The 23083-nt window shown below is 38.1% G+C and carries 22 protein-coding genes; 11 read left to right on the top strand and 11 right to left on the bottom strand.

Going from position 1 to position 23083, the window contains the following annotated elements; genetic code table 11:
• Positions 1-274: 274 nt before the first annotated feature.
• Entirely contained in the window at positions 275-2311 is a 2037-nt protein-coding gene (locus GJV03_RS01210) for a PKD domain-containing protein (protein ID WP_154129289.1), read from the top strand.
• A gap of 40 nt (positions 2312-2351) precedes the next feature.
• On the opposite strand, the gene GJV03_RS01205 is transcribed toward GJV03_RS01210, so the two are convergent.
• A complete protein-coding gene (locus GJV03_RS01205; protein ID WP_004718253.1) occupies positions 2352-3224 on the bottom strand; it encodes an EamA family transporter in 873 nt (290 codons plus the stop codon).
• A gap of 274 nt (positions 3225-3498) precedes the next feature.
• Entirely contained in the window at positions 3499-4731 is a 1233-nt protein-coding gene (serA, locus tag GJV03_RS01200) for a phosphoglycerate dehydrogenase (protein ID WP_154129288.1), read from the bottom strand.
• Positions 4732-5103: 372 nt separating this feature from the next.
• Between serA and GJV03_RS01195 the strand changes: the two genes are divergently transcribed.
• From GJV03_RS01195 to GJV03_RS01175, 5 genes are all read left to right on the top strand, one after another.
• A complete protein-coding gene (locus tag GJV03_RS01195; RefSeq protein ID WP_004718247.1) occupies positions 5104-6513 on the top strand; it encodes an FAD-binding oxidoreductase in 1410 nt (469 codons plus the stop codon).
• Positions 6514-6665: 152 nt separating this feature from the next.
• Positions 6666-7481, top strand: a complete 816-nt coding sequence (locus tag GJV03_RS01190; protein WP_004718246.1) for a DUF4375 domain-containing protein — start codon at positions 6666-6668, stop codon at positions 7479-7481.
• 77 nt (positions 7482-7558) lie between these two features.
• Positions 7559-7930: a hypothetical protein gene (locus GJV03_RS01185; protein ID WP_004718243.1), complete on the top strand. Its 372-nt coding sequence runs from the start codon at positions 7559-7561 to the stop codon at positions 7928-7930.
• 625 nt (positions 7931-8555) lie between these two features.
• Entirely contained in the window at positions 8556-9320 is a 765-nt protein-coding gene (locus tag GJV03_RS01180) for a nucleotidyltransferase domain-containing protein (protein ID WP_154129287.1), read from the top strand.
• 31 nt (positions 9321-9351) lie between these two features.
• Complete coding sequence (locus tag GJV03_RS01175) at positions 9352-10233, top strand: pirin family protein (RefSeq protein ID WP_154129286.1); 882 nt, start codon at positions 9352-9354, stop codon at positions 10231-10233.
• Positions 10234-10267: 34 nt separating this feature from the next.
• Here GJV03_RS01175 and GJV03_RS01170 read toward each other — a convergent pair whose 3' ends face one another.
• A complete protein-coding gene (locus tag GJV03_RS01170) occupies positions 10268-10660 on the bottom strand; it encodes a hypothetical protein (RefSeq protein WP_154129285.1) in 393 nt (130 codons plus the stop codon).
• A gap of 344 nt (positions 10661-11004) precedes the next feature.
• On the opposite strand from GJV03_RS01170, the gene GJV03_RS01165 reads away from it, so the two are divergent.
• Positions 11005-12246 (top strand): MFS transporter, encoded by a 1242-nt coding sequence (locus tag GJV03_RS01165; protein ID WP_154129284.1) that lies wholly within the window; start codon positions 11005-11007, stop codon positions 12244-12246.
• A gap of 62 nt (positions 12247-12308) precedes the next feature.
• Here GJV03_RS01165 and GJV03_RS01160 read toward each other — a convergent pair whose 3' ends face one another.
• The 3 genes from GJV03_RS01160 to yccS all read right to left on the bottom strand — a co-directional run bounded on the left by GJV03_RS01160 (position 12309) and on the right by yccS (position 15509).
• Positions 12309-12596 (bottom strand): DUF3817 domain-containing protein, encoded by a 288-nt coding sequence (locus GJV03_RS01160; RefSeq protein WP_034615366.1) that lies wholly within the window; start codon positions 12594-12596, stop codon positions 12309-12311.
• A 162-nt stretch (positions 12597-12758) separates the two neighbouring features.
• Entirely contained in the window at positions 12759-13313 is a 555-nt protein-coding gene (locus tag GJV03_RS01155) for a hypothetical protein (RefSeq protein WP_105714021.1), read from the bottom strand.
• A gap of 30 nt (positions 13314-13343) precedes the next feature.
• Positions 13344-15509, bottom strand: coding sequence for a YccS family putative transporter (gene yccS / locus GJV03_RS01150; protein WP_354666819.1), 2166 nt, complete (start codon positions 15507-15509; stop codon positions 13344-13346).
• A 184-nt stretch (positions 15510-15693) separates the two neighbouring features.
• Here yccS and GJV03_RS01145 point away from each other — a divergent pair, with 184 nt between their 5' ends.
• Positions 15694-16917, top strand: a complete 1224-nt coding sequence (locus GJV03_RS01145; RefSeq protein ID WP_105714019.1) for a DUF2252 family protein — start codon at positions 15694-15696, stop codon at positions 16915-16917.
• Positions 16918-17028: 111 nt separating this feature from the next.
• Here the strand turns inward: GJV03_RS01145 and sodC are convergent, their stop codons facing one another.
• From sodC to GJV03_RS01130, 3 genes are all read right to left on the bottom strand, one after another.
• On the bottom strand, positions 17029-17583 hold the full coding sequence (sodC, locus tag GJV03_RS01140) for a superoxide dismutase family protein (RefSeq protein ID WP_004718225.1): 555 nt from the start codon (positions 17581-17583) through the stop codon (positions 17029-17031).
• Positions 17584-17858: 275 nt separating this feature from the next.
• Positions 17859-18977 carry an AI-2E family transporter gene (locus GJV03_RS01135; RefSeq protein ID WP_004718224.1) on the bottom strand — a complete coding sequence of 373 codons (1119 nt, stop codon included), beginning with the start codon at positions 18975-18977 and terminating at the stop codon, positions 17859-17861.
• Positions 18978-19077: 100 nt separating this feature from the next.
• Positions 19078-19722, bottom strand: coding sequence for a ParA family protein (locus GJV03_RS01130; RefSeq protein ID WP_004718222.1), 645 nt, complete (start codon positions 19720-19722; stop codon positions 19078-19080).
• A 129-nt stretch (positions 19723-19851) separates the two neighbouring features.
• Between GJV03_RS01130 and GJV03_RS01125 the strand changes: the two genes are divergently transcribed.
• Positions 19852-20319 (top strand): Holliday junction resolvase-like protein, encoded by a 468-nt coding sequence (locus GJV03_RS01125; RefSeq protein WP_154129283.1) that lies wholly within the window; start codon positions 19852-19854, stop codon positions 20317-20319.
• Positions 20320-20524: 205 nt separating this feature from the next.
• On the opposite strand, the gene GJV03_RS01120 is transcribed toward GJV03_RS01125, so the two are convergent.
• Positions 20525-21148 (bottom strand): class I SAM-dependent methyltransferase, encoded by a 624-nt coding sequence (locus GJV03_RS01120; protein ID WP_154129282.1) that lies wholly within the window; start codon positions 21146-21148, stop codon positions 20525-20527.
• Positions 21149-21331: 183 nt separating this feature from the next.
• Here GJV03_RS01120 and GJV03_RS01115 point away from each other — a divergent pair, with 183 nt between their 5' ends.
• Positions 21332-21922: a hypothetical protein gene (locus tag GJV03_RS01115; protein ID WP_004718214.1), complete on the top strand. Its 591-nt coding sequence runs from the start codon at positions 21332-21334 to the stop codon at positions 21920-21922.
• 79 nt (positions 21923-22001) lie between these two features.
• Positions 22002-22409 (top strand): protease inhibitor I42 family protein, encoded by a 408-nt coding sequence (locus GJV03_RS01110; RefSeq protein WP_004718213.1) that lies wholly within the window; start codon positions 22002-22004, stop codon positions 22407-22409.
• Between the two features lie 94 nt (positions 22410-22503).
• Here GJV03_RS01110 and GJV03_RS01105 read toward each other — a convergent pair whose 3' ends face one another.
• Complete coding sequence (locus GJV03_RS01105) at positions 22504-23061, bottom strand: hypothetical protein (RefSeq protein ID WP_154129281.1); 558 nt, start codon at positions 23059-23061, stop codon at positions 22504-22506.
• Between the last annotated feature and the right edge of the window lie 22 nt (positions 23062-23083).

The raw sequence follows: 23083 nt of genomic DNA, 5'->3' as shown, positions 1-23083 counted from the left end.
ACATATAAAAGCATTAATTATTAAATGCATAAGTATAAGATTTTGAATTGTAAAGAAAAATATTTATTTCTAATCAAGGTCATTCTTTCATTTATCGATATTCAATCAAATTTTTTGCCATTACTTGATTCGATACAGTAAGCATCAACTCGGTTAGATTGAGCAAAATATTAAAATATTTTTAAAATAAAACAGCTATTATTAATAATTAATTCACAGTAATATAAGTTATCGTGATGGATATCGCGAATTAAATAACAATAAGGTGATCAGAATGATGAGATCGAAAAATTATATAAAATGGTTTCTTTTTGCATGGGTAAGCTTACTTTTGTTGGCTTGTAACTCTTCAACAAAATTTGAACAGGGTCTTACAGCCAAATTTGAATATAGTCCAACAGCGCCAAGTATCGGTGAAGTTGTAAAATTTGATGCAACCAAAAGTACGGTTGATCAAGCAAAAGAAGCCAGTGCAATTGCTAGCTATGCTTGGAACTTTGGAGATGGTTCAAGCGGAACAGGTGCTACAGTTGAACATACTTATACCAAAGTTGGTCAATATACCGTGAGCCTGACGATAACAGACCTAGCAGGTCGGACTGACTCAACTACACAGAAAATAGAAGTAAAGCAGGGAGCAACAACGATAAACCGCGAGGTTTTAGTTTCAGCTCAAACGGTTGATGGCGCTTCGATTCCAAATACAAATATTACAATACAAGGGCAAAGTGTTAAAACAGATCAAAATGGTCATGCGACGTTGAAGCTGATGCTTCCTCAAAACACACAAAAAGTGGTGGCTAAATTTGAAAAACAAGGCTTTATCACGCAGTCAATTGTTTATGATGTTGCCAATTTAAAAGCAATCTCAGCAAATTTATTGGCCATTAAACAAATTGTTCCTGTGTCAGAGATCTCTGACGCTCAAGTGATTCAATCCTTAAATTTGGGTGCACGCATTAGCATCCCCGCCAATGCTTTTGTAAAAGCAGATGGCAGCCTAGCCACAGGCGCAGTGACTGTTGAATTTACTCCATGGGATATTACCAATCGTGATTTAAATGCAATGCCTGCCAATGGTGTAGCACGCGATGCGCAAGGCAACATCGTGGATCTGATCAGTGCTGGAATGATTACAGCCACATTTAAAGATGTAGGTGGTCAGAAATTACAACTTGCAGCTGGTAAAACAGCAGACCTTCAAATGAATCTGCCGATAAAGAGTATCAATAATCAACAGATGAAAATAGGTACACAAATTCCAATGTGGTATTTTGACCAAGTGAGTGGCTTGTGGATTGAAGAAGGTATTGGGCAGGTAATGCTGTCAAACCAATCGTCTACAGGCCTTGTTGTACATGCAACAGTGAAGCATTTTTCAACATGGAACTGGGATTTGAAATTTGAAAATGCAGGTTCAGTCTTTGTGCAGTGCCAATCCAATGGTGAGGGGATTCCATGCAATGTGACTGCAAAAATCAGCTTAAATGATGGTTCATCCTTAACCAAATCCAACAGTATTCCTAAAGAAGGATTGACGGTGGTGAATATGCCTTCGAGTGGTTCAATTCATTGGACTGCAAAAGATCTAACAGGCACGATGCTGGGTGAAAAAACTTCGACAACCTCAGGTAATGTGATTATTGATCTTGGAAAATCAGCCACAGATCATTTTGTAAAATGTGCACTACCCAATGGGACGTTTGTGGCATGTTTTGGCAAAATAAATGACCAGTTGGATTTTTCAATATCGCAAGATGGCGGTCGTTTCCTCACAGGTATAAAAGACCCAGACGGGCAGTTGGATTGGTCTGCACAAACGGCTTTAATTTTTGAGAGTAATCAATGGGTGCGTTATAAAGGCCAGCAAACTTCAGGTTTAACAGGTAATGTTAATATTATCTTGGCAGATCGTGAAGTTGTTTATGTCAGCAATCAAGGCTTGAGTTTCCCGATTGTCTGTACCAGTTTGATTGAGGATCCTTTAAATGGGACCACTGAGCCCAATGGGAATTGGGAAGTTGTTCCTGAATTAATTGGAAAGTCATGCAATATAGAAATCACGGTATATAACATAGATGGTAGCAATGAGATCTTAACTTATAATGCAATCTATGGAAAACCGACGCAGATTCAATTACCAAGTAAATATTCAGGTTTTGATTCAGCTGGAAAAGGCCCTATTACTTATTTAAGTATTTATGCAAATATAGAAGACAGTAATGGTGACTTGGTTGAACGAATTGGTCTTGAACTAGAGCCAGATCCGAATAGCATGATAAAACTAATTATGGATGCACCTGATTGGTAGGTTTTAGATGAGTGAATTGAAACCACCTTTCGAGGTGGTTTTATCCTTTATGCCGTGCTTTTTGTGTGGTTACGGTGCAGCCAATTGATGCACTAATGATAGTGGCCAACGCTAACCATTGTGTCCATAACAATTGTTCACTTAAGAAAATAAACCCTGAGAATGCAGCAATTGCAGGCTCAAGACTCATTAGTGTGCCAAAACTTAAAGCAGATAAATTTCTTAAAGCAATCATTTCCAATGAAAACGGCAAGGCACTTGCTAAGATCGCCAACGCAATAAAATAAATTAAATTTGAAGGTTCAAAAACCTGTAGCGGCATCCCAGAAAATAAGGCAATTGGCATTAAGCACAACATGCCCACAAACATCCCCAAGCATACGGTATGGTTTCCAGAAACCCCTGAAGGTCGTTGACCTGCAATAATATACAGCGCCCAGCAAGCGCCAGCAGCTAAGGCAAAGGCAATACCAATAGGATCAAGGCTTTGCTTTGCCTGATCAAATGGAAACAGTAAAACCAGTCCAAGTACTGCAAGCCCAACCCAGATAAAATCGAATTTTTGCCGTGCATGAAACAGGGCCACACTGAGCGGTCCAATAAATTCAAACGCTACGGCAATGCCGAGTGGAATACGATGAATTGATAAGTAAAATAAAGCATTCATTCCTGCAAGGGCAATACCATAACTGATGATGGATGACCATTTCACCTGTTTAAAATTGACCTGCCAAATTTTAAAAATCACGGCCAAAATCAATGAGCCGAGCAATAAACGCATAGCGGAAATGGTAAGGACTGGAAATTGATCAAATAATGTTTTTGCTAATGCGCCACTGCTTTGCATACTGATCATGGCAATGAACAATAGAACTAAAGCTTGCAGGTGTGGTGCATTTTTTAAATTTGGCATTGTTTCTGAAATTTAGAGTAAGGGCTTGGAGGAAAATCTCCGCAACAGGCTTTTTATATAAAACAATTTAGATGAAATGCTCATGTAATTTGCAAAGCTTATTGCGCTTTAGATAGTACACTGTCTTTGTAGAGTAGGGTGAGAGAAGATGCTAAATAGTTTATTAATCAAATAATTTAACTTAAAAAAATGCTATCGGAAAGAAGTGACAGATTTATAAATCCCATAAAAAAAACCACAGGCAAATACCTGTGGTTTTTTAGCTTAAATCGTCTTAGAACAATACGCGAACGCGGATTGTGCCTTCAACTTCATGAAGTGTATCAAGCGCTTCTTGAGATGCAGTTGCGTCTACATCCATCACCAAGTAACCAACATCACCTTTAGTCATTAATGACTGACCAGAAATGTTGATGCCATGCTCAGCGAACAGGTTGTTAATTTTAGATAACACGCCTGGCACGTTTTTATGGATGTGTAGTAAACGGTGTTTACCTTCAGTCAATGGAAGTGCGATTTCAGGGAAGTTTACTGCAGATAAAGTCATACCTTTATCCGAATAAGCAACAAATTTTTCAGCAACTTCTAGACCGATGTTGGCTTGCGCTTCCATGGTTGAACCACCAACGTGAGGTGTTAAAATCACATTGTCTAGGCCACGAAGTGGAGAAACAAATTCTTCACCATTGGCTTTAGGTTCTTTCGGGAATACGTCAACAGCTGCACCAGCAATATGACCAGATTTAATCGCATCTGCCAAATCTTCAATAACAACACATGTACCACGTGCAGCATTGATGAAGATTGAACCTTCTTTCATTTTTGCAAATTGAGCTTTTGCAAAGAAGTTACGAGTTGAAGGAACATCGGGTACATGCAGTGTAACAACATCTGCATTTGCAAGTAGTTCATCTAAAGAACCTACTTGACGTGCATTACCCATAGGAAGCTTAGTCACAGCATCATAATAAATGACGTGCATACCCATGCTTTCAGCTAAAACTGAAAGTTGAGAACCAATAGAGCCATAACCCACGATACCTAAAGTTTTACCACGCGTTTCAAATGAACCTATCGCAGACTTGTTCCAACCACCGCGGTGAGTTGAAGCAGATTTAGCAGGCACACCACGAAGTAAAAGAATTGATTCTGCAAGAACCAATTCAGCAACTGAACGAGTATTTGAGTATGGTGCGTTAAATACAGGAATACCACGAATCATGGCTGCATTTAAATTCACTTGGTTTGTTCCGATACAGAAACAACCCACTGCGATCAATTTATTCGCAGCTGCAAAGACTTCTTCAGTTAATTGTGTACGGGAACGAATACCAATGAAGTGTGCATCTTTAACCGCTTCTTTCAACGCTTCACCCTCAAGCGCAGTTTTACGGTAATCGATATTGGTATATCCGGCAGCATTTAACGTGTCGATTGCGTTTTGATGAACGCCCTCTAACAACAAGAAACGAATTTTATCTTTAGGTAGTGAAAGATGTTGGCTCATTACGGCTCCGCTACAAAGGCCAAATTTAGTCGCAATATGATACCATAGACCTTGTTCTATAGATATTTCGATTGTGACAGTACAGTGGATATTTTATCTACGATTTCTGATAAGCATTATTCAAAAATTAAATGAAATGCTAATGCATTGATTTTTATAATGCTTGAAGCATACTTTATACACAAAGTGTGGATAATGTGAATCAAATCTGTGCTTTATCCTCAGCAGTCATCTAGGTAAAATACTGCTAAAATCAGTAAAGCTGCCGATTTCAGCTATAAAAAATGCTGAAAAATTTTCACAGACTGATTTAAAATCTCGAATGTTGTATAGCACAACCTCTTATTTACTTCTTGCTAGGTCCGCAAAACGATGAATGCTCCAGTAACGATAGCACCTGAATTATTGACCCAATTGACGCAAATCGTCGGTGAAAACCGAATTAAAACCGATGCTGACAGCTTAGAAAATTGGGGCAAAGACCATACTAAGCATTTTGATCCGCAGCCATCGGTCATCGTTTTCCCATCGAGCACAGAACAAGTGCAAGCAATTGTTCAATTGGCCAATCAGTTTAATGTTGCGATTACCCCATCGGGTGGCCGTACAGGTTTATCAGCAGGTGCTGTTGCTGCCAATGGTGAAATTGTCGTGAGCTTCGACAAAATGAACCAAATTTTAGAATTTTATCCAGCTGACCGTATGGTGCGTATTCAGGCGGGTGTGGTGACTGAACAGTTGCAGAACTATGCAGAAGAACAAGGGATGTATTATCCGGTTGATTTTGCTTCTGCGGGTTCATCACAATTGGGGGGCAACATTGGAACCAATGCAGGCGGAATTAAAGTGATCAAATACGGGATGACTCGTAATTGGGTACTTGGTCTGACAGTGGTGACGGGTAAAGGTGATGTATTGCGTTTAAACAAAGGCATGATTAAAAATGCTACAGGTTATGCAATGCAACATTTATTCATCGGTGGTGAAGGGACTTTAGGCTTAGTGACTGAAGCCGAAATTAAACTTGAACGCCAACCGCATGACCTACAAGTGATGGTATTGGGTGTTCCTGATTTTGATGCAATCATGCCTGTATTACATGCATTCCAAAGCAAAATTGATTTAACTGCCTTTGAGTTCTTTGGTGAACTGGCGATGCAAAAAGTTTTGGATCGTGGTCATGTACAACGTCCATTTGAAACAGAATGCCCATTCTACGTTTTACTTGAGTTTGAAGCGCCGTACGAACCAATTATGGATGCTGCGATGGAAATCTTCGAGCATTGCATGGAACAAGGCTGGGTGCTTGATGGAGTGATGAGCCAAAATCTTGAACAAGTTCAAAGCTTATGGCGTTTACGTGAAGACATTTCTGAAACGATTGCCCCATTTACTCCGTATAAAAATGATATTTCAGTATTGATTACACATGTTCCTGCTTTTATTAAGGAAATTGATACAATTGTTGCTGAAAATTATCCTGATTTCGAAATCTGCTGGTTCGGCCATATTGGTGATGGAAACCTACACTTAAATATTTTAAAACCTGTGAATTTATCTAAAGATGAATTCTTTGCTAAATGTCAGGTGGTAAATAAGTATGTGTTTGAAACTGTGAAGAAATATGACGGTTCAATTTCTGCAGAGCATGGCGTAGGCATGACCAAAAAGCCTTATCTGGATTACACACGGACTGCTGAAGAAATTGAATATATGAAAGCCTTGAAGAAAGTGTTCGATCCAAATGGCATCATGAACCCAGGTAAGTTATTTGATCTGTAATGATTTAAATAGCTCATTTGTACAAGCGCTTCGAGAGAAGCGCTTTTTTATTGCCGAACAAAAGATAAAATAAAGTTACATGCTGGTCGCCATTTATTGCTGAAAATTTGTTATGTTGGTTACGCTTAAATATTGATAAGAAACTGAAAACTATGCTCATTGATAACATTTTAATTTCTAAACAAAGTTTAGACAGTGATGATCACTATGATGTGATTATGTCCAATATTGATAGCTTAAATGGCTTATTTGAACATTATGTCGAATATGATGAAGTATCCGCAGAGGCTTTATACAGTTATTTTGTCGATTACTATCTTGCTCAAGTCAATAATGGTGGTTTTTCACAATTCGTTTATAACACGGGTTGGGATGCGTTCATGGTGAAACATGTTCGTGAAGGATTAAAAGCCATGAATGCAACTGAGCATTCTGCTCTCTTTGAGCAAAGTGCGGATTTAATTGATCAGTTTTCGGATGAGCAATTAGAACAGTTCTTAGAGGGTGAATACTTTGGTGAAAATGAGCAACGAGATATTCTCAATGCTTTTGATGACCAGTTTTATGCATTGAATGATAGTGAAGATTTGATTGAAATAAATAGTCGATGGTTAAAGCAACATCAAAAGCTACAGGTTGTTGATGAAGATCAGATCTTAGCGATTGTAGAGCAAGTTGCAGCCAAAATTCCAAATTTAGAACAACGTAAACAGCAAGCAGCTGAAAACAGCCCACGTTATTTTAAAATTATTCAAGCTTTATGCCTGCAAGCAGGTCAGGAACTAGATCGTATTACCATTGGTGATCCATCACATGAGTATAATGGGCAAGAGATCGTTGCTTGGCATTTTCTAACTGATGCAGGGCATTTTTATATGCTGGATCTAGGTGATCAAGCCTTGATGTTTGATGAAAATGATCAACAAATCATAGCGCTCGATGTTAGCCATATCGCAGATGAGTCATAAAGACACAGTTTTTAAATAGTGTACGTTTAAAAAGCATAGCATCATTAGGCTATGCTTTTAGTTTTAGGGTGATCAGAATGAATCGTTTGAGTTTAATTTCAGTATTTTGTTTAGTGGCTTTGTCTGGCTGTGCAACAACACAAAATTTAATGAATAAAGTAGGTGGTTCAGAGACACCATTAAGTCAGGTTTTAAAGGAACGTCCTGATTTGCGTAAGGATCTCGCGACTGTTGAGTTGCGTCAGTATTTTAATAGTGTGGAATCACCTACTGTTGCAGAAGTGAAGTTGACTGAAACAGGTTTTATGGATGATTCGGTGCGCTCAATTCGTAGTGTGTATAGCTTTAAAAATATTGATGGTCAGTGGAAACGTATAGATATGCAGAAGGAATATCAGTGTTACCGTGGTAAAAATACCAAGACATTCCAAAAGGCAAAATGTCCTTGATGATTTTTTGATTTATGCTTGAAAAATAGATAGAAATACTGGATAAAAACGTATCAGACTTGGTACGTTTTTTTATTTGGGAAATCACAATAAATGAATGTTTTAATTGTAGGTAATGGTTTTGATCTTTCGCATTTTTTGTCTGCTACAAGAAGTTGAATATATAAAAATATATAGTCAAACCACCTCATTATTCATACAAGTGATTTCCATCAAGTCATTAATCATCAATGAAGCTTATGTTTTTGTATGAACTTTTAGAAACTGTTGGTTATCAATTCATCTTTTTATCTCTGAAAAGTGAGGCATCGCCTGCGCAAAGGTATTTAAACTTTGAATGTAAGGTGTGGCATTGCAAGCTTTTTATAATCAAACAATTTATTTTTTACATGTAATTGATTAATTAAAAGTATTAATTAATCGAAATTCTATTCTTATGTCTGAGCTTTTGACAGGTTGGCTATAAAGCAAATTATGCTGGTAAATATCAGGATGAACTAAAGCGAATATTGATGAAGTTCTTGAATTAAAAATAAAGGGAAGTCGACTTTGGATTCAAAGAAAATTTAAAAAGCACTGAAATTAATGATATAAAACTTATAGATTTACCCAAAATGTGAACACAATGAACATCCAACAAGAAATTCAACACTTATTCCAAAACCGAGATGAACATCCACTGTTTTATATTGAAAGTGGTAGTCGTTTATGGGGCATGGCAAGTCCAGACAGTGATTACGATGTACGTGGTTTCCATCTACCTTCCAAAGCACAATATTATGATTATCGCCAACACCGTGATTTAATCGAGATCATGGATGGCGACTTTGACTTCGTTTCATTCGACTTAAATAAAATGTTTGGGCTTTTGGCAAAAAGTAATCCGACTGTTTTAGAGTGGGTACGTGCACATATTGTCTATTTTAATCAATTTCCTGAATGGGAGAAATTTAGAGATGGCTTACTTGAACGAATAGACTATAAAGCGCTGTATTATCATTACTTGTCGCTGGCTAAAGGCGGTATGCATGTCATGCAAACCGCAGATAACTTTACCTATAAAAAAGTGTTTTATTCTATTCGTGGTCTGATGTCAGCAGAACTAGCAACACAGCAAATTATGCCTGAACTCCTGATTACGCAATTGTTTGATCAAATCGACGCTCATGATCCCTTACGGCATTGGGCAGAAGATTATTTGGAAATCAAAAAACAGCAGAAAGAAAAAGCGCAATTGTCTGTTGCGGAACAAGCGCAAATCTTAAAACTGTTAGAAAATAAAATTGAGGCCTTAAATCTAAGAGCGATTGAACCGACCAATGATATTGAAAAATTGAATCAATATCTCACCGAATATAGCTTTAATTTAAAACAACATTTTTATGGCTAATGTTTTTACTCAATCAGAGAATAGTGACACTATGAAAACCCTTGCCTTTATTCATCGTAATGACACCCGCTTTGCGATAGGGGATTTTTATCCTGTACTTTCTGTCTTTTCACACTATGAATTAGGCAATACCGTCTCTCCCTTTCTGTTATTGGATCATTTAGGACCTGGTGTTTTAAAACCGACCAATTTACGCAAAGGGGTGAGTGAGCATCCTCATCGTGGTTTTGAAACGGTTACCCTGATTTTTGCTGGTGAATTAGAACACCGTGATTCATCGGGTGGTGGTGGTATTGTTTCAGCGGGTGATGTGCAATGGATGACCGCAGCTTCAGGTGTGGAACACAAAGAGGTCTTTAGTGAGGCATTTTCAAAAACGGGTGGTTATTTTGAAATGGTGCAACTGTGGGTAAATTTACCTGCCAAAGATAAAATGAATCCACCACGTTACCAAAGCTTGCGAAAAGCCAATATTCCAGTGATTGAACTTACGAATAGTGCTGGAACGGTACGAGTGATTGCTGGAGACTACCAAGGGCAACACGGGCCAGCAAAAACGCATTCACCACTTCAAGTTTTGGATATTGAAATCCAAGCAGGGCATAAGGTCAGATTGCCCGCAGGCGCAGGAGAAACCACACTGGTCTATTTACGAACGGGTAAGGCACAGTTTCAAGCTGAAGATGAGATATTTGAAGAGCAAGGGCTTGCTGTGATGTCGAGCTTGGAACAAGACTTTGAAATAACGGCATTACAACAGTGTAAATTGTTGCTGCTTACAGGCAAACCGCTTCAAGAACCGATCAATGGGCATGGGCCATTCGTCATGAACAACTACGCAGAAATTCTTGAAGCATATGACGATATTAAGCGTGGTACATTTATCAAATCAACAGTGCGCGATGATGAATAAAGCAAACTGTGAGAATTACAATTTGCTTTGATAATTAATTTATCGATTGTGGTTTGTTCTTGAGTGCAATCAAGCCTTTGATCAGTAATGCAATCCCGATACCCACACATAATCCCATTAGGAACTTGCCAAATATACCCAAGCCCAATTCTTTATGGTTGGCGGAGCTAATTGCTTTCGCCGTATCTTCAGCCGAGGCGGTCGCATTGGCTTGACTATCCATCAATGCCACAAAGCCTGTATCTGTTTTACAGCTTCCTATGATAGTGCTTGAGTTTTCAGCATATTTATTTTGAACCAATTGTTCACATCGCGCCTGATCTTCAGCGCTAATTTTAGGTGCAGAACTGATAAAATAAAGTCCTCCACCCACCAACAATAAAATCACGCCAATAATGATCAGCGATATTTGGTTTTTATTTTTCATTTAAATTATTTATATCCGCTTATACAGCATTTAGAGTAGCTTAAGAATAATAAATGTTCAACTTTCACTGGAAATTTGTCTGTGTTAGACTAGTAAAACTTAACCCTGTGTGTACCTCTATGAGCTTTCTCATAAATCGGGTCAAGTTATAAATCTCACAAATATAGTTTCAGCAATTACTTTACCTATTGAATTAGACACCTTGTGAATACGGTGTTGAACTGCCTTTATTCAACGTAAATTCCACAATTTAATATTTATATTTCAGTGCTTGTCATTGGGCGAACGCTTATCTTTAAAAAGTAGTGTGAGCAATGCAAGCCAATAAAGATATGTAGAAAATAATGCAAAATTTAGTGCAAAAAGAACAAACTGCAAGTTTGAGTCGCGCTACGCTTATGTTTCCATTGGCGTTGGTGTTATTTGAATTTTCAGTTTATATCGGTAATGATTTGGTTCAGCCTGCGATGCTCGCAATCACCAAAGAATTTGGTGTGAGCAGTGCATGGGCACCATCATCTATGTCATTTTATCTCCTCGGCGGGGCATGCGTCGCAGGGATACTCGGACCTTTGTCTGACCGATTAGGACGTAAGAAAGTGTTATTGTCAGGTGTTGCATTCTTTGTCATCACCTGTTTATTAATTTTACTCACCCACAATATTGAAAGTTTTCTTGTTTTAAGATTCTTGCAAGGTTTTGGTTTATCTGTGATCGCAGCAGTGGGTTATGCTGCGATTCAAGAAACCTTTGAAGAGCGTGATGCCATTAAAGTCATGGCACTGATGGCAAATATTTCTTTGCTTGCCCCTTTGATTGGCCCTGTTGTCGGCGCATTTCTGATTGATCATGTGTCATGGCACTGGGGATTTATTGCGATTGCCTTTTTAGCTTTTCTGAGTTGGTTTGGTCTAAAAGCCAAGATGCCAGCACGTACAAGCAGTATTCCCAAAAAACCGTTGAGTTATATTTGGGATGATTATATGCAAGTCTTGAAAAATAAAACGTTCATGGGCATGACCCTCGGCTTGCCAATGGTGGCGATGCCTTTGATGCTATGGATCGCATTGTCTCCAGTGATGTTGGTTGAGGAACTGGGACTCAGTAGTATGCAATATGGTCTGGCGCAATTCCCTGTATTGGGTGGGTTGATTCTAGGTAATATTGTGCTGATTAAAGTGATTGATCGTTTGCCACTGGGTAAAACAGTTTTGATTGGTTTACCTTTGATGCTTTTAGGTACCGCAATTTTGGTGGTTGGGATCATTTGGCGCGAATATTTTCTTCATTGCATTATTTTAGGCATGACCTTAGTCAGCTTTGGTGAAGGAATTAGTTTTTCAGTGCTTTATCGTTTTGCGTTAATGTCATCTGAAGTTTCTAAAGGCACTGTCGCTGCTGCTGTTTCAGTGTTGATGATGTTCACTTTCTTCTTTGTGATTGAACTGATTCGAATTCTGTATGAGCATTTTCATCTCTGGGCTTATGCGTTGTCATGTTTTGCGTTAATTGCTTTGTGGTTCACTATTCCACGTGGATTATTAAAAACAATTATGCAGCAACGTAAAGTAAATGGTGAGTTTTAAGCTCACTTGAGTTTCCCTCTCCTTGTAAAAGGGGAGGGAGCTTTGCTTCTTAAATAAACAGGTTAAGGCTGTTGTAATGCTTTTAATTTATGATCAAAAACAAAAGGCCCAAAAGGTAAAATTGAAGCAATTAAACCTAAAATAAACATGTGAATGGACCACTTCTGTTTTCCACAGACAATCAATAACACTGCAAGAAAAGCAAGAAATAACACACCATGTCCCATGCCAATATATTTCACATAAATAGGCATATCCCAAATATATTTCAAAGGCATCGCAATAAAGAGAAGAAGGAGAAAGGAAATACCTTCAAGAAAACCAACAATACGTAAAGATTTGATATTCATGGTCACTTAGTCAAATGAGAATGAAGCTTGAGTCTAACCGAATTATCTAAACGATTTGAAAAAAATAGTAAATAAAATCGATTGATTTAAATAGATGAAAGATCGTTCTTGAGAATAAGTTTTTAGTCTCCAGACCAGATATAGCCCAATATTTAAGATCGATTATTGTAAAGCTTTGATTGCAGCGTCCTGCTGTTGCTGTTCAAATTCAGTGATATAAACACACCCGATATAGGTTTTGTGTTCACCTTCATCTACAACGGGATTCGATTCAGCCAAAGTCAGTTTACGCAAAGATTTTTCGGTTTCTTTGGTCTCAAGATCTGTTTTTACAACTTTCTCTCCTGAAAAATATGGCATATCTTTAAAGAACGGATTTTGCGTGATTTGAAACTTTTTAGCGAGGTCTTTGGTATCCGCATTTCTTAAAACAGCCAACATTCCACCAGAAACCAAACTAATTTGATCTGTAGATTGACCGAATACCGTAATGGGAACTTTACTGACATAGCTATATTCTTCACCTTGTTTGATCCAGCCATTCTTTTTCAGATCATCCTCAAATTCAAAACCTAAGGCATAATAATTTTTAAGTGTCTTTTTACACTCTAAAAATTGCTGTAAGTCTTGATTAAATTGAGAATCTGCAAAAGCATTGGGCGCAGCACCGATAGTCAATGCAGAGAATAAAAACGCTAGGCAATGTTTAAGTTTCATGTGAAGCCTCTAAATGTCTGGTCATTCTTGCTATTTAATTTCTAATCGAAGTAAGGTTGTTTTTAGTTTTAACAACTCAGGTAAGGTTTCCAATAATAAACTGATTTGTTTAAGCACCAAAAGTAAATTATCTGACAAATTTTCTTGATCACTGATGTGCTGAATTTCAGTGAGCTTTGTTTCAATGAGCTTTGTTTCAATTAAGGCTTCATTTACAGCGGTTTGGTTAAGCAAAACATCAGTTAAGGTATGTTTGCACCATAACATCAAATCTAAAATCTGCTGATCATGTACATGTTCACGATGGCTACCTAAAGCTGAAACATAACTGAGCTGGCTATGGCTATAGACCAAGTATCTAAAGGCATTGTGAATTAAATCCGGATTTGGATTGGGCTCAGCACTTAAACTGGAAATCATCGTGGATAATTCAATCTGTGCATTATGTGCCGCTCGACGTGCTTTACGATAATCAATACTGTTGGTACGGCCTTGTTGATATTGTTCAACAACCGCATCGAAATAGTCTAAGGTTGCTTTACTGCTTTTCCGGATATTGTTGGAAATATCACGGAAGTTCCAGTCTGGCCAAATAAAACTGACCGCAAACCATGCGATTAAACACCCCAAGAGGGTGTCGATAATGCGCGGTAAAATAATGGCATAGCCTGCGCCTTTTAAATTAAAGATCAACAAGACCATTAGCGTTGCCATTAAAGTCGCCATGGCATATTTCTTTGAGCGTAAGTAGAAAAAGTACACCCCAAAAATAATGGTAAGGAGCAATTGGCCTTCAATACTGGGGACAAAGTATAAAATCGGAATACCCAAAAGTACCCCTAATACAGTCCCTAGCGTGCGCAGTTTTAAACGACTTTTGGTGGCAAAATAACTAATTTGGCATACAAATAAACTGGTAAGTAAAATCCAATAGCCGTTTTTGGCAAAGGGCAGTAGCGAAATGGTATAGCCCACAGCAAACACAAACGCGATACGCACGGCATGGCGAAATAATGCAGAATTTGGGGTTAAATGTTGTTTAATCTTGAGCCAAAGGTCTGGTAGATCATGGATATCATCATCCAATAAATTGAGATTATCTCGATGTTGGCTATAACTTTGTTGATAGTTACGTTGTTCAATACTCAGGTTAACAAATTGATCTTGCACATTTTTCAGATTGTTTAATACCAACAGTAAGTTTTTTACTTCTAAATTATGTGGGTTGTGTTGAATCCATTCCTGCATTGAGTTTTCTAAATGGGCTAAAGCAATATTGTTGTCTGTATGTGTTTGAAAGATTTGGCGCTTTAAAATTGCCTCGGCAAGTTGCTGACAATTACGCGCCTGCAAACGTACGTTCTTTTGAATGCGATATATTAAATCTGTGCGGCTAAAGTTCTGGTGAATCTTTTCATAGTGCAAATAATTGGAGGTAACTTGTTCATGAATATCTTGAGCCAGAAAATATAAATTGAGCCAGTAAATGGTGTTTTTATTGGCACGAGAGGCTTTTAATCGGGTCAGTAATGAGGCTTTGGTTTGGTTTAAGTTTTGTACCAACTGACTGTTTTGCAAAGAAAGATCATATAAAAGTTGCTCAACATTGTCGACATTATCAGGATCAAACAGTTTTGCTTTTGACATCAACAGCTCGGAAAGAAGATTGAAGCTATTGGATAAGTTGTCTTGTACAGCCTGTGTCGGTTTCAGTAGATAGAAAATGATAGAGGTCAAGCCATACCATAATGTGCCCATGACAAAATAACTGGGCTGTTGATACCACTCAGTATATTCACCCAAGCCAAACATGGTATAGATTGACAAGAGCACGGTACCAAATGAAATGGTGGCGTAGCGTTGCCCCAATGCCCCCATTAAGATAAAAGCTGCGCTGGACAGAGATAAGTAAATTAAAAATAAAAGTTTATAGGGATGTAAAAAATCTAAAATACTACTCACAGTAAAAAATAGCACACAAACCAAGCCAAGATTTCTTAAACGAATACTCAGTCGGTCATCAAAATCTGTGAGTGCTGTTGCAATTGCACCAAGCGTAATTGGAACAATGAGCTGTTCATAACCTAGAAAATACAGCCCAAGCGTTGTTCCAGTTAAAACAATCAAAATCTGTAGGCAATAAATCAAAGTTGAATTTGATTTTATATTTTGAAAGATTTGCTGATAACTATTCACAGTGTCAATTCAGTGGCTTGGGCGTTTCAATATTTTACTCATTTCTGAAAAGGCGACACGATTTATTGCATATAGAAATGTAAAAAATAAACGGTAATATTCAACATTTTGTATACAGTTTAACCCTTACTTAAATGCTTAAAAAAACTCAGAATAAGCGATCAAATACTTAAAAATAGTAAAAATGTCAAACCAGCAAAACACTGAAATAAAACAACCTCGTTATCGCAATGCTGAATTAACAGAACGTCGTAATTTAAAAATGGCGGGTTCGATCCATGCCTATGTACGTGGCAATACGGCCAAATATTATGATTGGTTGAAGCAAGCTGAAATAAGTTCGATCCCACAGGGGCCAGCGATTTGGATTTGTGGAGATTGTCATACTGGGAATTTGGGCCCTGTTGCCAATGCTGAGGGTAAAATTGATATTGAAATTCGTGACCTAGATCAAACTGTGATTGGTAATCCTGCCAATGATGTTATCCGTTTAGGGTTATCCTTAGCCACAGCTGTGCGTAGTTCAGATTTACCCGGTGTGGTCACCGCGCAGATGATTGAAGCGTTGTATGCAGGTTATGTGAATGCCCTAGCACATAATGGTCGAGGGATTGATAAATTACAGCGACCAGTACTTGTGCATAGTGCGATGCAAAAAGCACTTAAGCGAACCTGGAAAAATTTAGCAAGAGAGCGTTTAGAAGGTTTAACGCCAGAAATAACCTTGGGGAAGAAATTTTGGCCCTTATTGAAAAAAGAACATCTCGAAATTCATCGTGTTTTTAATCAGCCCGATATTCAAGACTTGGTCACAATGATTGGTCAGCGTGATCAATCAGCTCAGTTGAAAGTCATCGATTCAGCATATTGGGTTAAAGGGTGCAGTTCTTTAGGCTTATTGCGCTATATCGTACTGATGGATTCATCGAATCATATTGTCAGAGATGGGAAAGGCCTATGTTTAATGGATCTGAAAGAAGCCACAACAGCACTTGCACCACGCTATTCAAATACACCGATGCCAAAAGACAATGCAGCAAGAATTGTTGAAGGTGCAAGACACTTATCACCCTTTTTAGGGGAGCGGATGCGAGCAAGCAAGTTTTTAGATACTTCGGTTTTTATTCGAGAGTTATTACCACAAGATTTAAAACTCGAAATAGAAGGGGTCAATGAAGTTGAAGCCAAAGATTTAGCTTTCTATTTGGCTTTTGTCATTGGTCGTGCACATGCTCGACAGATGGATGATTCAGTACGTAATGCTTGGGTGAAAGAGCTAAAACGCAATCAATCAAAAACCATTGATGCGCCATTTTGGCTATGGCGTAGTATTGTTGAATTGATGAGTGTACATGAGGCAGGTTATTTGGAACATTGCCGTCGTTATGCGCTTTCGCATCTGAAATAAAGACAATGTGGATAAGCGCATACTTATCCACAATTTGGGTCTGTTGACAATTCGTCTATGTTTACGGCTATAAACCATTTATGAAAGGCCTACAGCCCCTAATGATTTAAATTATTGAATCACACCACATGCAATACGATCCCCACCGCCACCCAGTGGTTTTGGATGATCTGAATAATTATCGCCACCCGCATGAATCATAATAGCTAAGCCTTGAATATCGGCCAGTTTTAGACGTGGTGCAATTAAGGTTGTTTTGGCATTACCATTTGAATCTACATTGAGTACAGGTAAATCGCCCATATGTCCATCATTGGGGGTGCCATGTCCAGTTTTTTGCGGATTGAAATGACCACCCGCAGCTAAAGCCGCGCCCATTTTTCCGTCTTTTTCAGCAGGTGCACATGAGCCTTTTTCATGAATATGGAAACCATGATAACCAGAAGGTAATTGGCTAAGTTGGGTGTTGATGGTTAAACCATTTGGAGAATCTTGCAAGCTTACTGTACCAATTTTTGCACCAATGCCTTGTGCAGAGACCGCATGCATATCCACTGTTTGTAATGGTGTTTTAAGCTTAGGTTTGACCGTTGTTGTACTACATGCCGCTGTAAAAAGTGCGATACATGTACAAAGTATAGAAGTTTTAAAGAAAGTAGATGTCATCGAACGCATCCAAAGTATTTGATTATGATTAGTCACTATTCAAACAAAGCACGGCCTGATAAACAATGTGAATTAAATGTCTGATTGTATGAATTTATTTAACAGTAAATTTGATTGGCATTGATTATGCTGACTAAAAATAAATAAACAAAATAATTACGCAGAATATCTGCGATATATAGATCGTTAGACAAGGTATATTCGCCAATTAAAGCTTATTCGCGAATATACGATTTCAAATATTGAAATTTTAATTGTCACTTGCCTGAATTGGGCTAAGGTTTTGTAGGCTGATCATCATCAATGTCATAGGCCATCGTGGCATCTGGCATTAGGATTTCTGGCTCAGTGGTTTCATGTAACCACTCACGCCAAATGGCCAAAAGAATTGCAAGAATGACAGGGCCAATAAACAGTCCAACCAGTCCAAAACTTGCTAATCCACCAAGTACACCAAACATGATCAACAAGAACGGAATCTTGGTTGCACCTGAAATAACCAAAGGTCGAATCACATTATCAGCAGTACTGACAATACAAACACCCCAAGCCATTACACCAATTGCTTCCATGGTTTGACCTTGTGAAAACAGCCATAATGAAACTGCACCATAAGCAACAGGAGGGCCGAATGGAATCAGTGCCATCAAGAAAGTCACAATGGTGAGTACCATTGGATTTGGAACACCGGCAACAAAATAACTCACACCAGCAAGAAATGCTTGAGCAACCGCAGTTAAACCAACACCATAAACCACAGCACGGGTTGTTTCAGAAATGGTGTCAAGATAATGGTGAATACGTGGGCCAATTAACATTTGTAAGGCTTTACTGACTTGTTCCAAAATGGTTTGACCATCTCGATAGAAGAAGAATAAAGACATGATTGCAAAACCCAGCTTAACCAAATTCTTGGTAATTTCGTTCAGGACGAATTTACCATAGTTCATATGGCCTTGAATCCACAGACCAATGGTTTGCGAAAGGCTGGTAGGATCGGCATTAATTTCACGTACAGTACGGCTGACTTCTTTGCCAATGATGGGAAGTTCACGGATAAAGTCTGGAACAGTCAAATGACCTGAAGATAATTGGCGTTGTAGGTCGAAATAAAGATTTCGTCCTTCATGTTGTAAAATAAAAATGGCAAAAGTCAGTGGAATTCCAACCACCAAAACCACCAGCGTAATCATCAGTGATGCACTGAGGGTTGGTCGATTCGAACCAAACATTCTTAAGATGCGTTTGTACATTGGCCAAGTCATATAGGCGATAATACATGCCCATAACACAGGTACAATGAAGTATTTGAGAATATCGTAACCCAAAAAAATAAGGATGAACAATAATCCAAACAATAAGATACGTTGTAAGTTCGAAGTGAATTCTTGCACTAATTACTCTAAAAATTGTGAGTGATTGACTCAATATTAACTGAAAAATAAAGTGTGGCAAATTTTAAGCACAATTTATTTGATCTTTATTGAATTGGTTTTAGAACCAATCGCTTGGATCGTCTATTAAAGCATCAAGTAAGGGTTGCCATTGTTCTTGAATGGTTAAAAAGTTCTTTTGGGTTTTATCAAAAACATTTAGACCTTGCATCGCCAATTGGCTATAGGCAGTACGTTCAGATATCCATGCAACAGGTTTTTGTTCGATTTTATCAAAGAATTGCTGAATATCTTTCGAGCTTGAGCTGTTGGCTTTCATTCGATTGGCAACCAGATATACAGAAACTTTACCTTTACGAATTTTTTTAATGTCTTGGATGTGTTTAAGGAAACGTCGGGTACTGTCGATATCAAAAAAAGAGGGTTGTAACGGAGTGACTACAGCATGGCACTCACTAATCAGTTGTTCAGCATGTTCACCAGTTAAAGCGCCTGGTGCATCAATCACTAAATAATCTAAGTTTTTAGGTGCATCTCCAATCGATTTTTCATGACGCCAATCCAGACTTTGAATTGTTGCTGCAGTGTCAGGACGTTGCTTTAACCATTGCAATGCAGATTTTTGTCCATCTGCATCAGCCAAGGCCACTTTATAGCCTTTTTGTGCAAGCGCCGTCGCTAATGTTATTGCCGTAATCGTTTTCCCACAACCGCCTTTCAAATTTGCAACAAGTATTGTTTTCATGATTGATCAATTAAGTCTGTAAGCTAACCTTCACCTTACTTTAGCATTAATTTTTAGCATATAGGTTATACATGACAAAACTTTAGTAGTTGTTTACATTGTGCAAGATATCGAGTTAAAGGAAAAAGCATGTCCATCTGGATGGCGATGTTAATTGGTGCATGTATTGGCATCGTTTTAACCACAATCGTGTTATCAAGTACGCGTAATGGCAAAATCAAAGCAGAGTATGAGCAGTATATTGCTGAGTTGGAATTAGAGCATCAGCAGGCTTTAGCAAGCGCACAAAAGCGTAGTGTAAATACCAGTCGTGCTGTGCTGAAAGGCAAAATGGCGGAACAACTTGCACCAATCATGCCTGAGTTTCGTTATTTACCCAGTGATGCCAAGTTTTTAGGGGATCCTATTGATTATGTCGTGTTTGATGGCTATACCGATTTTCGAGATGGTGAAGGTTTGGCTGAAGATATTGAAGTGGTGTTGATTGATATTAAGAGTGGTGGGGCACGTTTGACCAAGGGGCAACAAGCGATTGCTCAAGCAATCCAAGATGGCCGAGTGCGCTTTGAAACGATTCGGATTGATTTTGACGATTAGAAGGTTGAAGTGTTGTTGCATCGAGTGTGTAGATTTTTAGCCTAAATCAAAAACCAAGGTCCTTTTCGACTTTGCTTTAGATCAAGTGAAAAGGACACTGTTTTTAAATTGTGGGTGAAAGGCGAAACGATCTTGTTTTTAACAGGGATTGAGTGAGGTTAAAATTTCTCTATCAAATTTATCTATTCTATTCAATGGCGCAAGCTTAAAGCTTGTGTGCTCTGGCCATAAACATACGTCGTCCAATTTTTGGCAGATCCTCAGCATCAAAATAATATTTTTCAGAAAACTTAAAATTGGCGTTTAAAAGTTCAAGTTCGATATTACGGTTTAAGTGACATCCATCAGCAATAACTTTTTGTATAGGCGTTAAAATATCTTGTAATTTTTTTAAGGTGTTATTGTCATGATATTGAACGTGTTCAATTAGATGCAGTGTCCCTTGAGGTTTTAAAACGCGATAAATTTCTTGAATGGCTTTGTCTAAATTGGCAATGCTACACATGGTCCATGTACTGACGATATTTTCGACTGAATGATCTGCAAAAGGCAGCTTTTCTGCGCTGGCTTGAATGTGTTGTACATGAAAAGGTGCATCAAATACCCGTTTTTGAGCAAGTTGATAGACATCTCGGTTTGGCTCAAGCGCATAAACTTGATCAACCTCTTGGTAAAATGGCAGGTTTAAACCTGTGCCAAAACCAATTTCTAAGACTTCACCTCGAACTTTTCCAAGTAATTCTGCACGTCCATCCATCATGCTTGGTGTTTGCATCACCTGATTAAGCAAATGCGGGAAAATACGTTGTTGGTAAAATTTATAAATCATCATTGTATGCAATTATATGGATATAAGCTAAATTCTAACCAAAGCCTGCTTTGAATATAAGACAAAAATAGGACGAAATCTCTGTATTTTGTTACCGAAACTCGATTTTTATTTTAAGTTTTTATATTAATACTAGGATTATAGATTTTGTACAATTTTTAAGTGTGGTTTGAGGAGCATGATATGAGTAAAAAGTTAGTCTGTGCAGCGTTGATGGCACTGAGTGCTTTTCAGGTCTATGCTTTTCAATCCACTGATTCTTCTAAAGTTTCAAAAGCCAATCCAGCATTTAATATTGCCAATGGTTTAGCACCAATCGACCAACATCAGAAAATTTCTGTTTTGGAACCCTTTCATGGGGAGTTTCGGATCCTCGGTTCAAAAGAATATAAGGATGATGAGCAAGCAAAATTTTCTCCAATTGATTATGCGGTAACTCGCGGTTTATTTACTGAGCCTGAAATTGCCCGCCAGATTTCGATCAATCAATATGATCGTTTCTTAAATTGGAAAATGGCTCGACCACCAATTCCTGCTCAATTGGCAACTCAATTGGTCAGTAATATGCATATTATTCCCGCTAATCCTGAAATTGCTCAACAAATCAAACAGGTAAAGCGTGGCGATTTAGTTCGTTTAACTGGTGATTTGGTTCAAGTGAATGATAAAGATTTGGTGTGGAAATCTGCTTTGGATTGGAATGGTGTTGGTGATGGGGCGTGTAAACTGATTCGAGTGAATTCTATTCAGTGGTTGGAAAAGCAAAATATCTAAATTCAAATTGAGCCACATCAGAGAAGATGATAAGGTTTGCTATAATTTTAGCCAGTTTGAATCATAAAGAGTGTGATAAATGAAAGGTTTAGTGGGTTTTACTTTGTTGGTTTGCAGTTTGGGCTTAGTCGCTTGTCAAAGTTCAAGTCCTACAGTGGAAGGTAAAACACATGAGTATACACTGAAACAAAAGTGCCCAACTTTGATGGATATGAAAGTAGGTGAAGTGCTTGTATTCAATGCACCTGAAAACCCAAGCACAGGTTACCAATGGCAGTTATTACAACCACTTAAAATATTTAAAACAGAAGAAACCTATTTGCAAAATGATAATGAAGAGGGAGCAGTGGGTGTCGGTGGCACCAAGACTTTCCGTTTTAAAGCTGAAAAACCAGGACAAGATTATATTGAATTGGTGCATGTTCGTTCATGGGAATCTTCAAAACAACCTGATCAACAATGGCGTTGTCGTATTCGGGTTTCTTAGGATTTCACTTTAATTGTACTGGTTCAAACATGATCAGCGTTTCTTCTCTTGTGCCATTTGATCTAGCACAAGAGAAGATTAAAGCATTAGTTTTTTATTTTTTATCGGTCAATTGTTTCCAGTGATCGAGTTGATCTTTGGCTGTGAACATACCCCCCATACCTTTTACATCATCAGCTGAATTTTTAGATTGACCGTCTTTAGACAGTTTATTCTCGTCATAGATTTTGGCTTGATTTTCCCAAAATTGATAAATTAAACCTTGAATATAGCGACCTTGTTCAGTTTTTAGATCCAGTTCTTTAAGCATATTCAACGCAGATTCAATGCTATCACGTTTGAGTTGCTGATCAATTTCGTAGGTCAGCGTATCTTCAGCTGCACGTTTTTTAAGGTCAGCTTCTAAAGCATTATTATTTTCGGTAAATTTCTGATCATATTCTTCAAGTAATGCAATATCGTGAGCATCATCGGGTGTACTTGGAAAGCTTTTAATCGGTTTGGTTTTCAATTGATCCATGATCTCTTGAGAGGCGTCTTTAGGTTCAGATGAATTGTTTTGCTGTGGGCTATCTTTAGGAGAACATGCTGCCATGAAAACGACGGATGTAAGTAAACCTGAAAGGAGTAAAGGGCGAAGTATTAAATTCATGATAAACATTCCTCATTAAAGC

The sequence above is a fragment of the Acinetobacter sp. RIT698 genome, assembly GCF_009668065.1.
In the GTDB taxonomy this organism is placed as follows: domain Bacteria; phylum Pseudomonadota; class Gammaproteobacteria; order Pseudomonadales; family Moraxellaceae; genus Acinetobacter; species Acinetobacter guillouiae.
The sequence above is the reverse complement of the archived record's forward strand: the minus strand, read 5'-3'. Positions and strand labels throughout refer to the sequence as shown.

Bases quoted from the DNA above. Each gene is read 5' to 3' on its own strand.
- GJV03_RS01170 (WP_154129285.1), bottom strand. From the start codon at position 10,660: ATGAAAAATAAAAACCAAATATCGCTGATCATTATTGGCGTGATTTTA.
- GJV03_RS01110 (WP_004718213.1), top strand. From the start codon at position 22,002: ATGAAAGGTTTAGTGGGTTTTACTTTGTTGGTTTGCAGTTTGGGCTTA.
- GJV03_RS01195 (WP_004718247.1), top strand. From the start codon at position 5,104: ATGAATGCTCCAGTAACGATAGCACCTGAATTATTGACCCAATTGACG.
- GJV03_RS01175 (WP_154129286.1), top strand. From the start codon at position 9,352: ATGAAAACCCTTGCCTTTATTCATCGTAATGACACCCGCTTTGCGATA.
- GJV03_RS01115 (WP_004718214.1), top strand. From the start codon at position 21,332: ATGAGTAAAAAGTTAGTCTGTGCAGCGTTGATGGCACTGAGTGCTTTT.
- GJV03_RS01185 (WP_004718243.1), top strand. From the start codon at position 7,559: ATGAATCGTTTGAGTTTAATTTCAGTATTTTGTTTAGTGGCTTTGTCT.
- GJV03_RS01165 (WP_154129284.1), top strand. From the start codon at position 11,005: ATGCAAAATTTAGTGCAAAAAGAACAAACTGCAAGTTTGAGTCGCGCT.
- sodC (WP_004718225.1), bottom strand. From the start codon at position 17,583: ATGACATCTACTTTCTTTAAAACTTCTATACTTTGTACATGTATCGCA.
- GJV03_RS01155 (WP_105714021.1), bottom strand. From the start codon at position 13,313: ATGAAACTTAAACATTGCCTAGCGTTTTTATTCTCTGCATTGACTATC.
- GJV03_RS01160 (WP_034615366.1), bottom strand. From the start codon at position 12,596: ATGAATATCAAATCTTTACGTATTGTTGGTTTTCTTGAAGGTATTTCC.
- GJV03_RS01145 (WP_105714019.1), top strand. From the start codon at position 15,694: ATGTCAAACCAGCAAAACACTGAAATAAAACAACCTCGTTATCGCAAT.
- GJV03_RS01105 (WP_154129281.1), bottom strand. From the start codon at position 23,061: ATGAATTTAATACTTCGCCCTTTACTCCTTTCAGGTTTACTTACATCC.
- GJV03_RS01120 (WP_154129282.1), bottom strand. From the start codon at position 21,148: ATGATTTATAAATTTTACCAACAACGTATTTTCCCGCATTTGCTTAAT.
- GJV03_RS01210 (WP_154129289.1), top strand. From the start codon at position 275: ATGATGAGATCGAAAAATTATATAAAATGGTTTCTTTTTGCATGGGTA.
- GJV03_RS01205 (WP_004718253.1), bottom strand. From the start codon at position 3,224: ATGCCAAATTTAAAAAATGCACCACACCTGCAAGCTTTAGTTCTATTG.
- serA (WP_154129288.1), bottom strand. From the start codon at position 4,731: ATGAGCCAACATCTTTCACTACCTAAAGATAAAATTCGTTTCTTGTTG.
- GJV03_RS01130 (WP_004718222.1), bottom strand. From the start codon at position 19,722: ATGAAAACAATACTTGTTGCAAATTTGAAAGGCGGTTGTGGGAAAACG.
- GJV03_RS01125 (WP_154129283.1), top strand. From the start codon at position 19,852: ATGTCCATCTGGATGGCGATGTTAATTGGTGCATGTATTGGCATCGTT.
- GJV03_RS01180 (WP_154129287.1), top strand. From the start codon at position 8,556: ATGAACATCCAACAAGAAATTCAACACTTATTCCAAAACCGAGATGAA.
- GJV03_RS01190 (WP_004718246.1), top strand. From the start codon at position 6,666: ATGCTCATTGATAACATTTTAATTTCTAAACAAAGTTTAGACAGTGAT.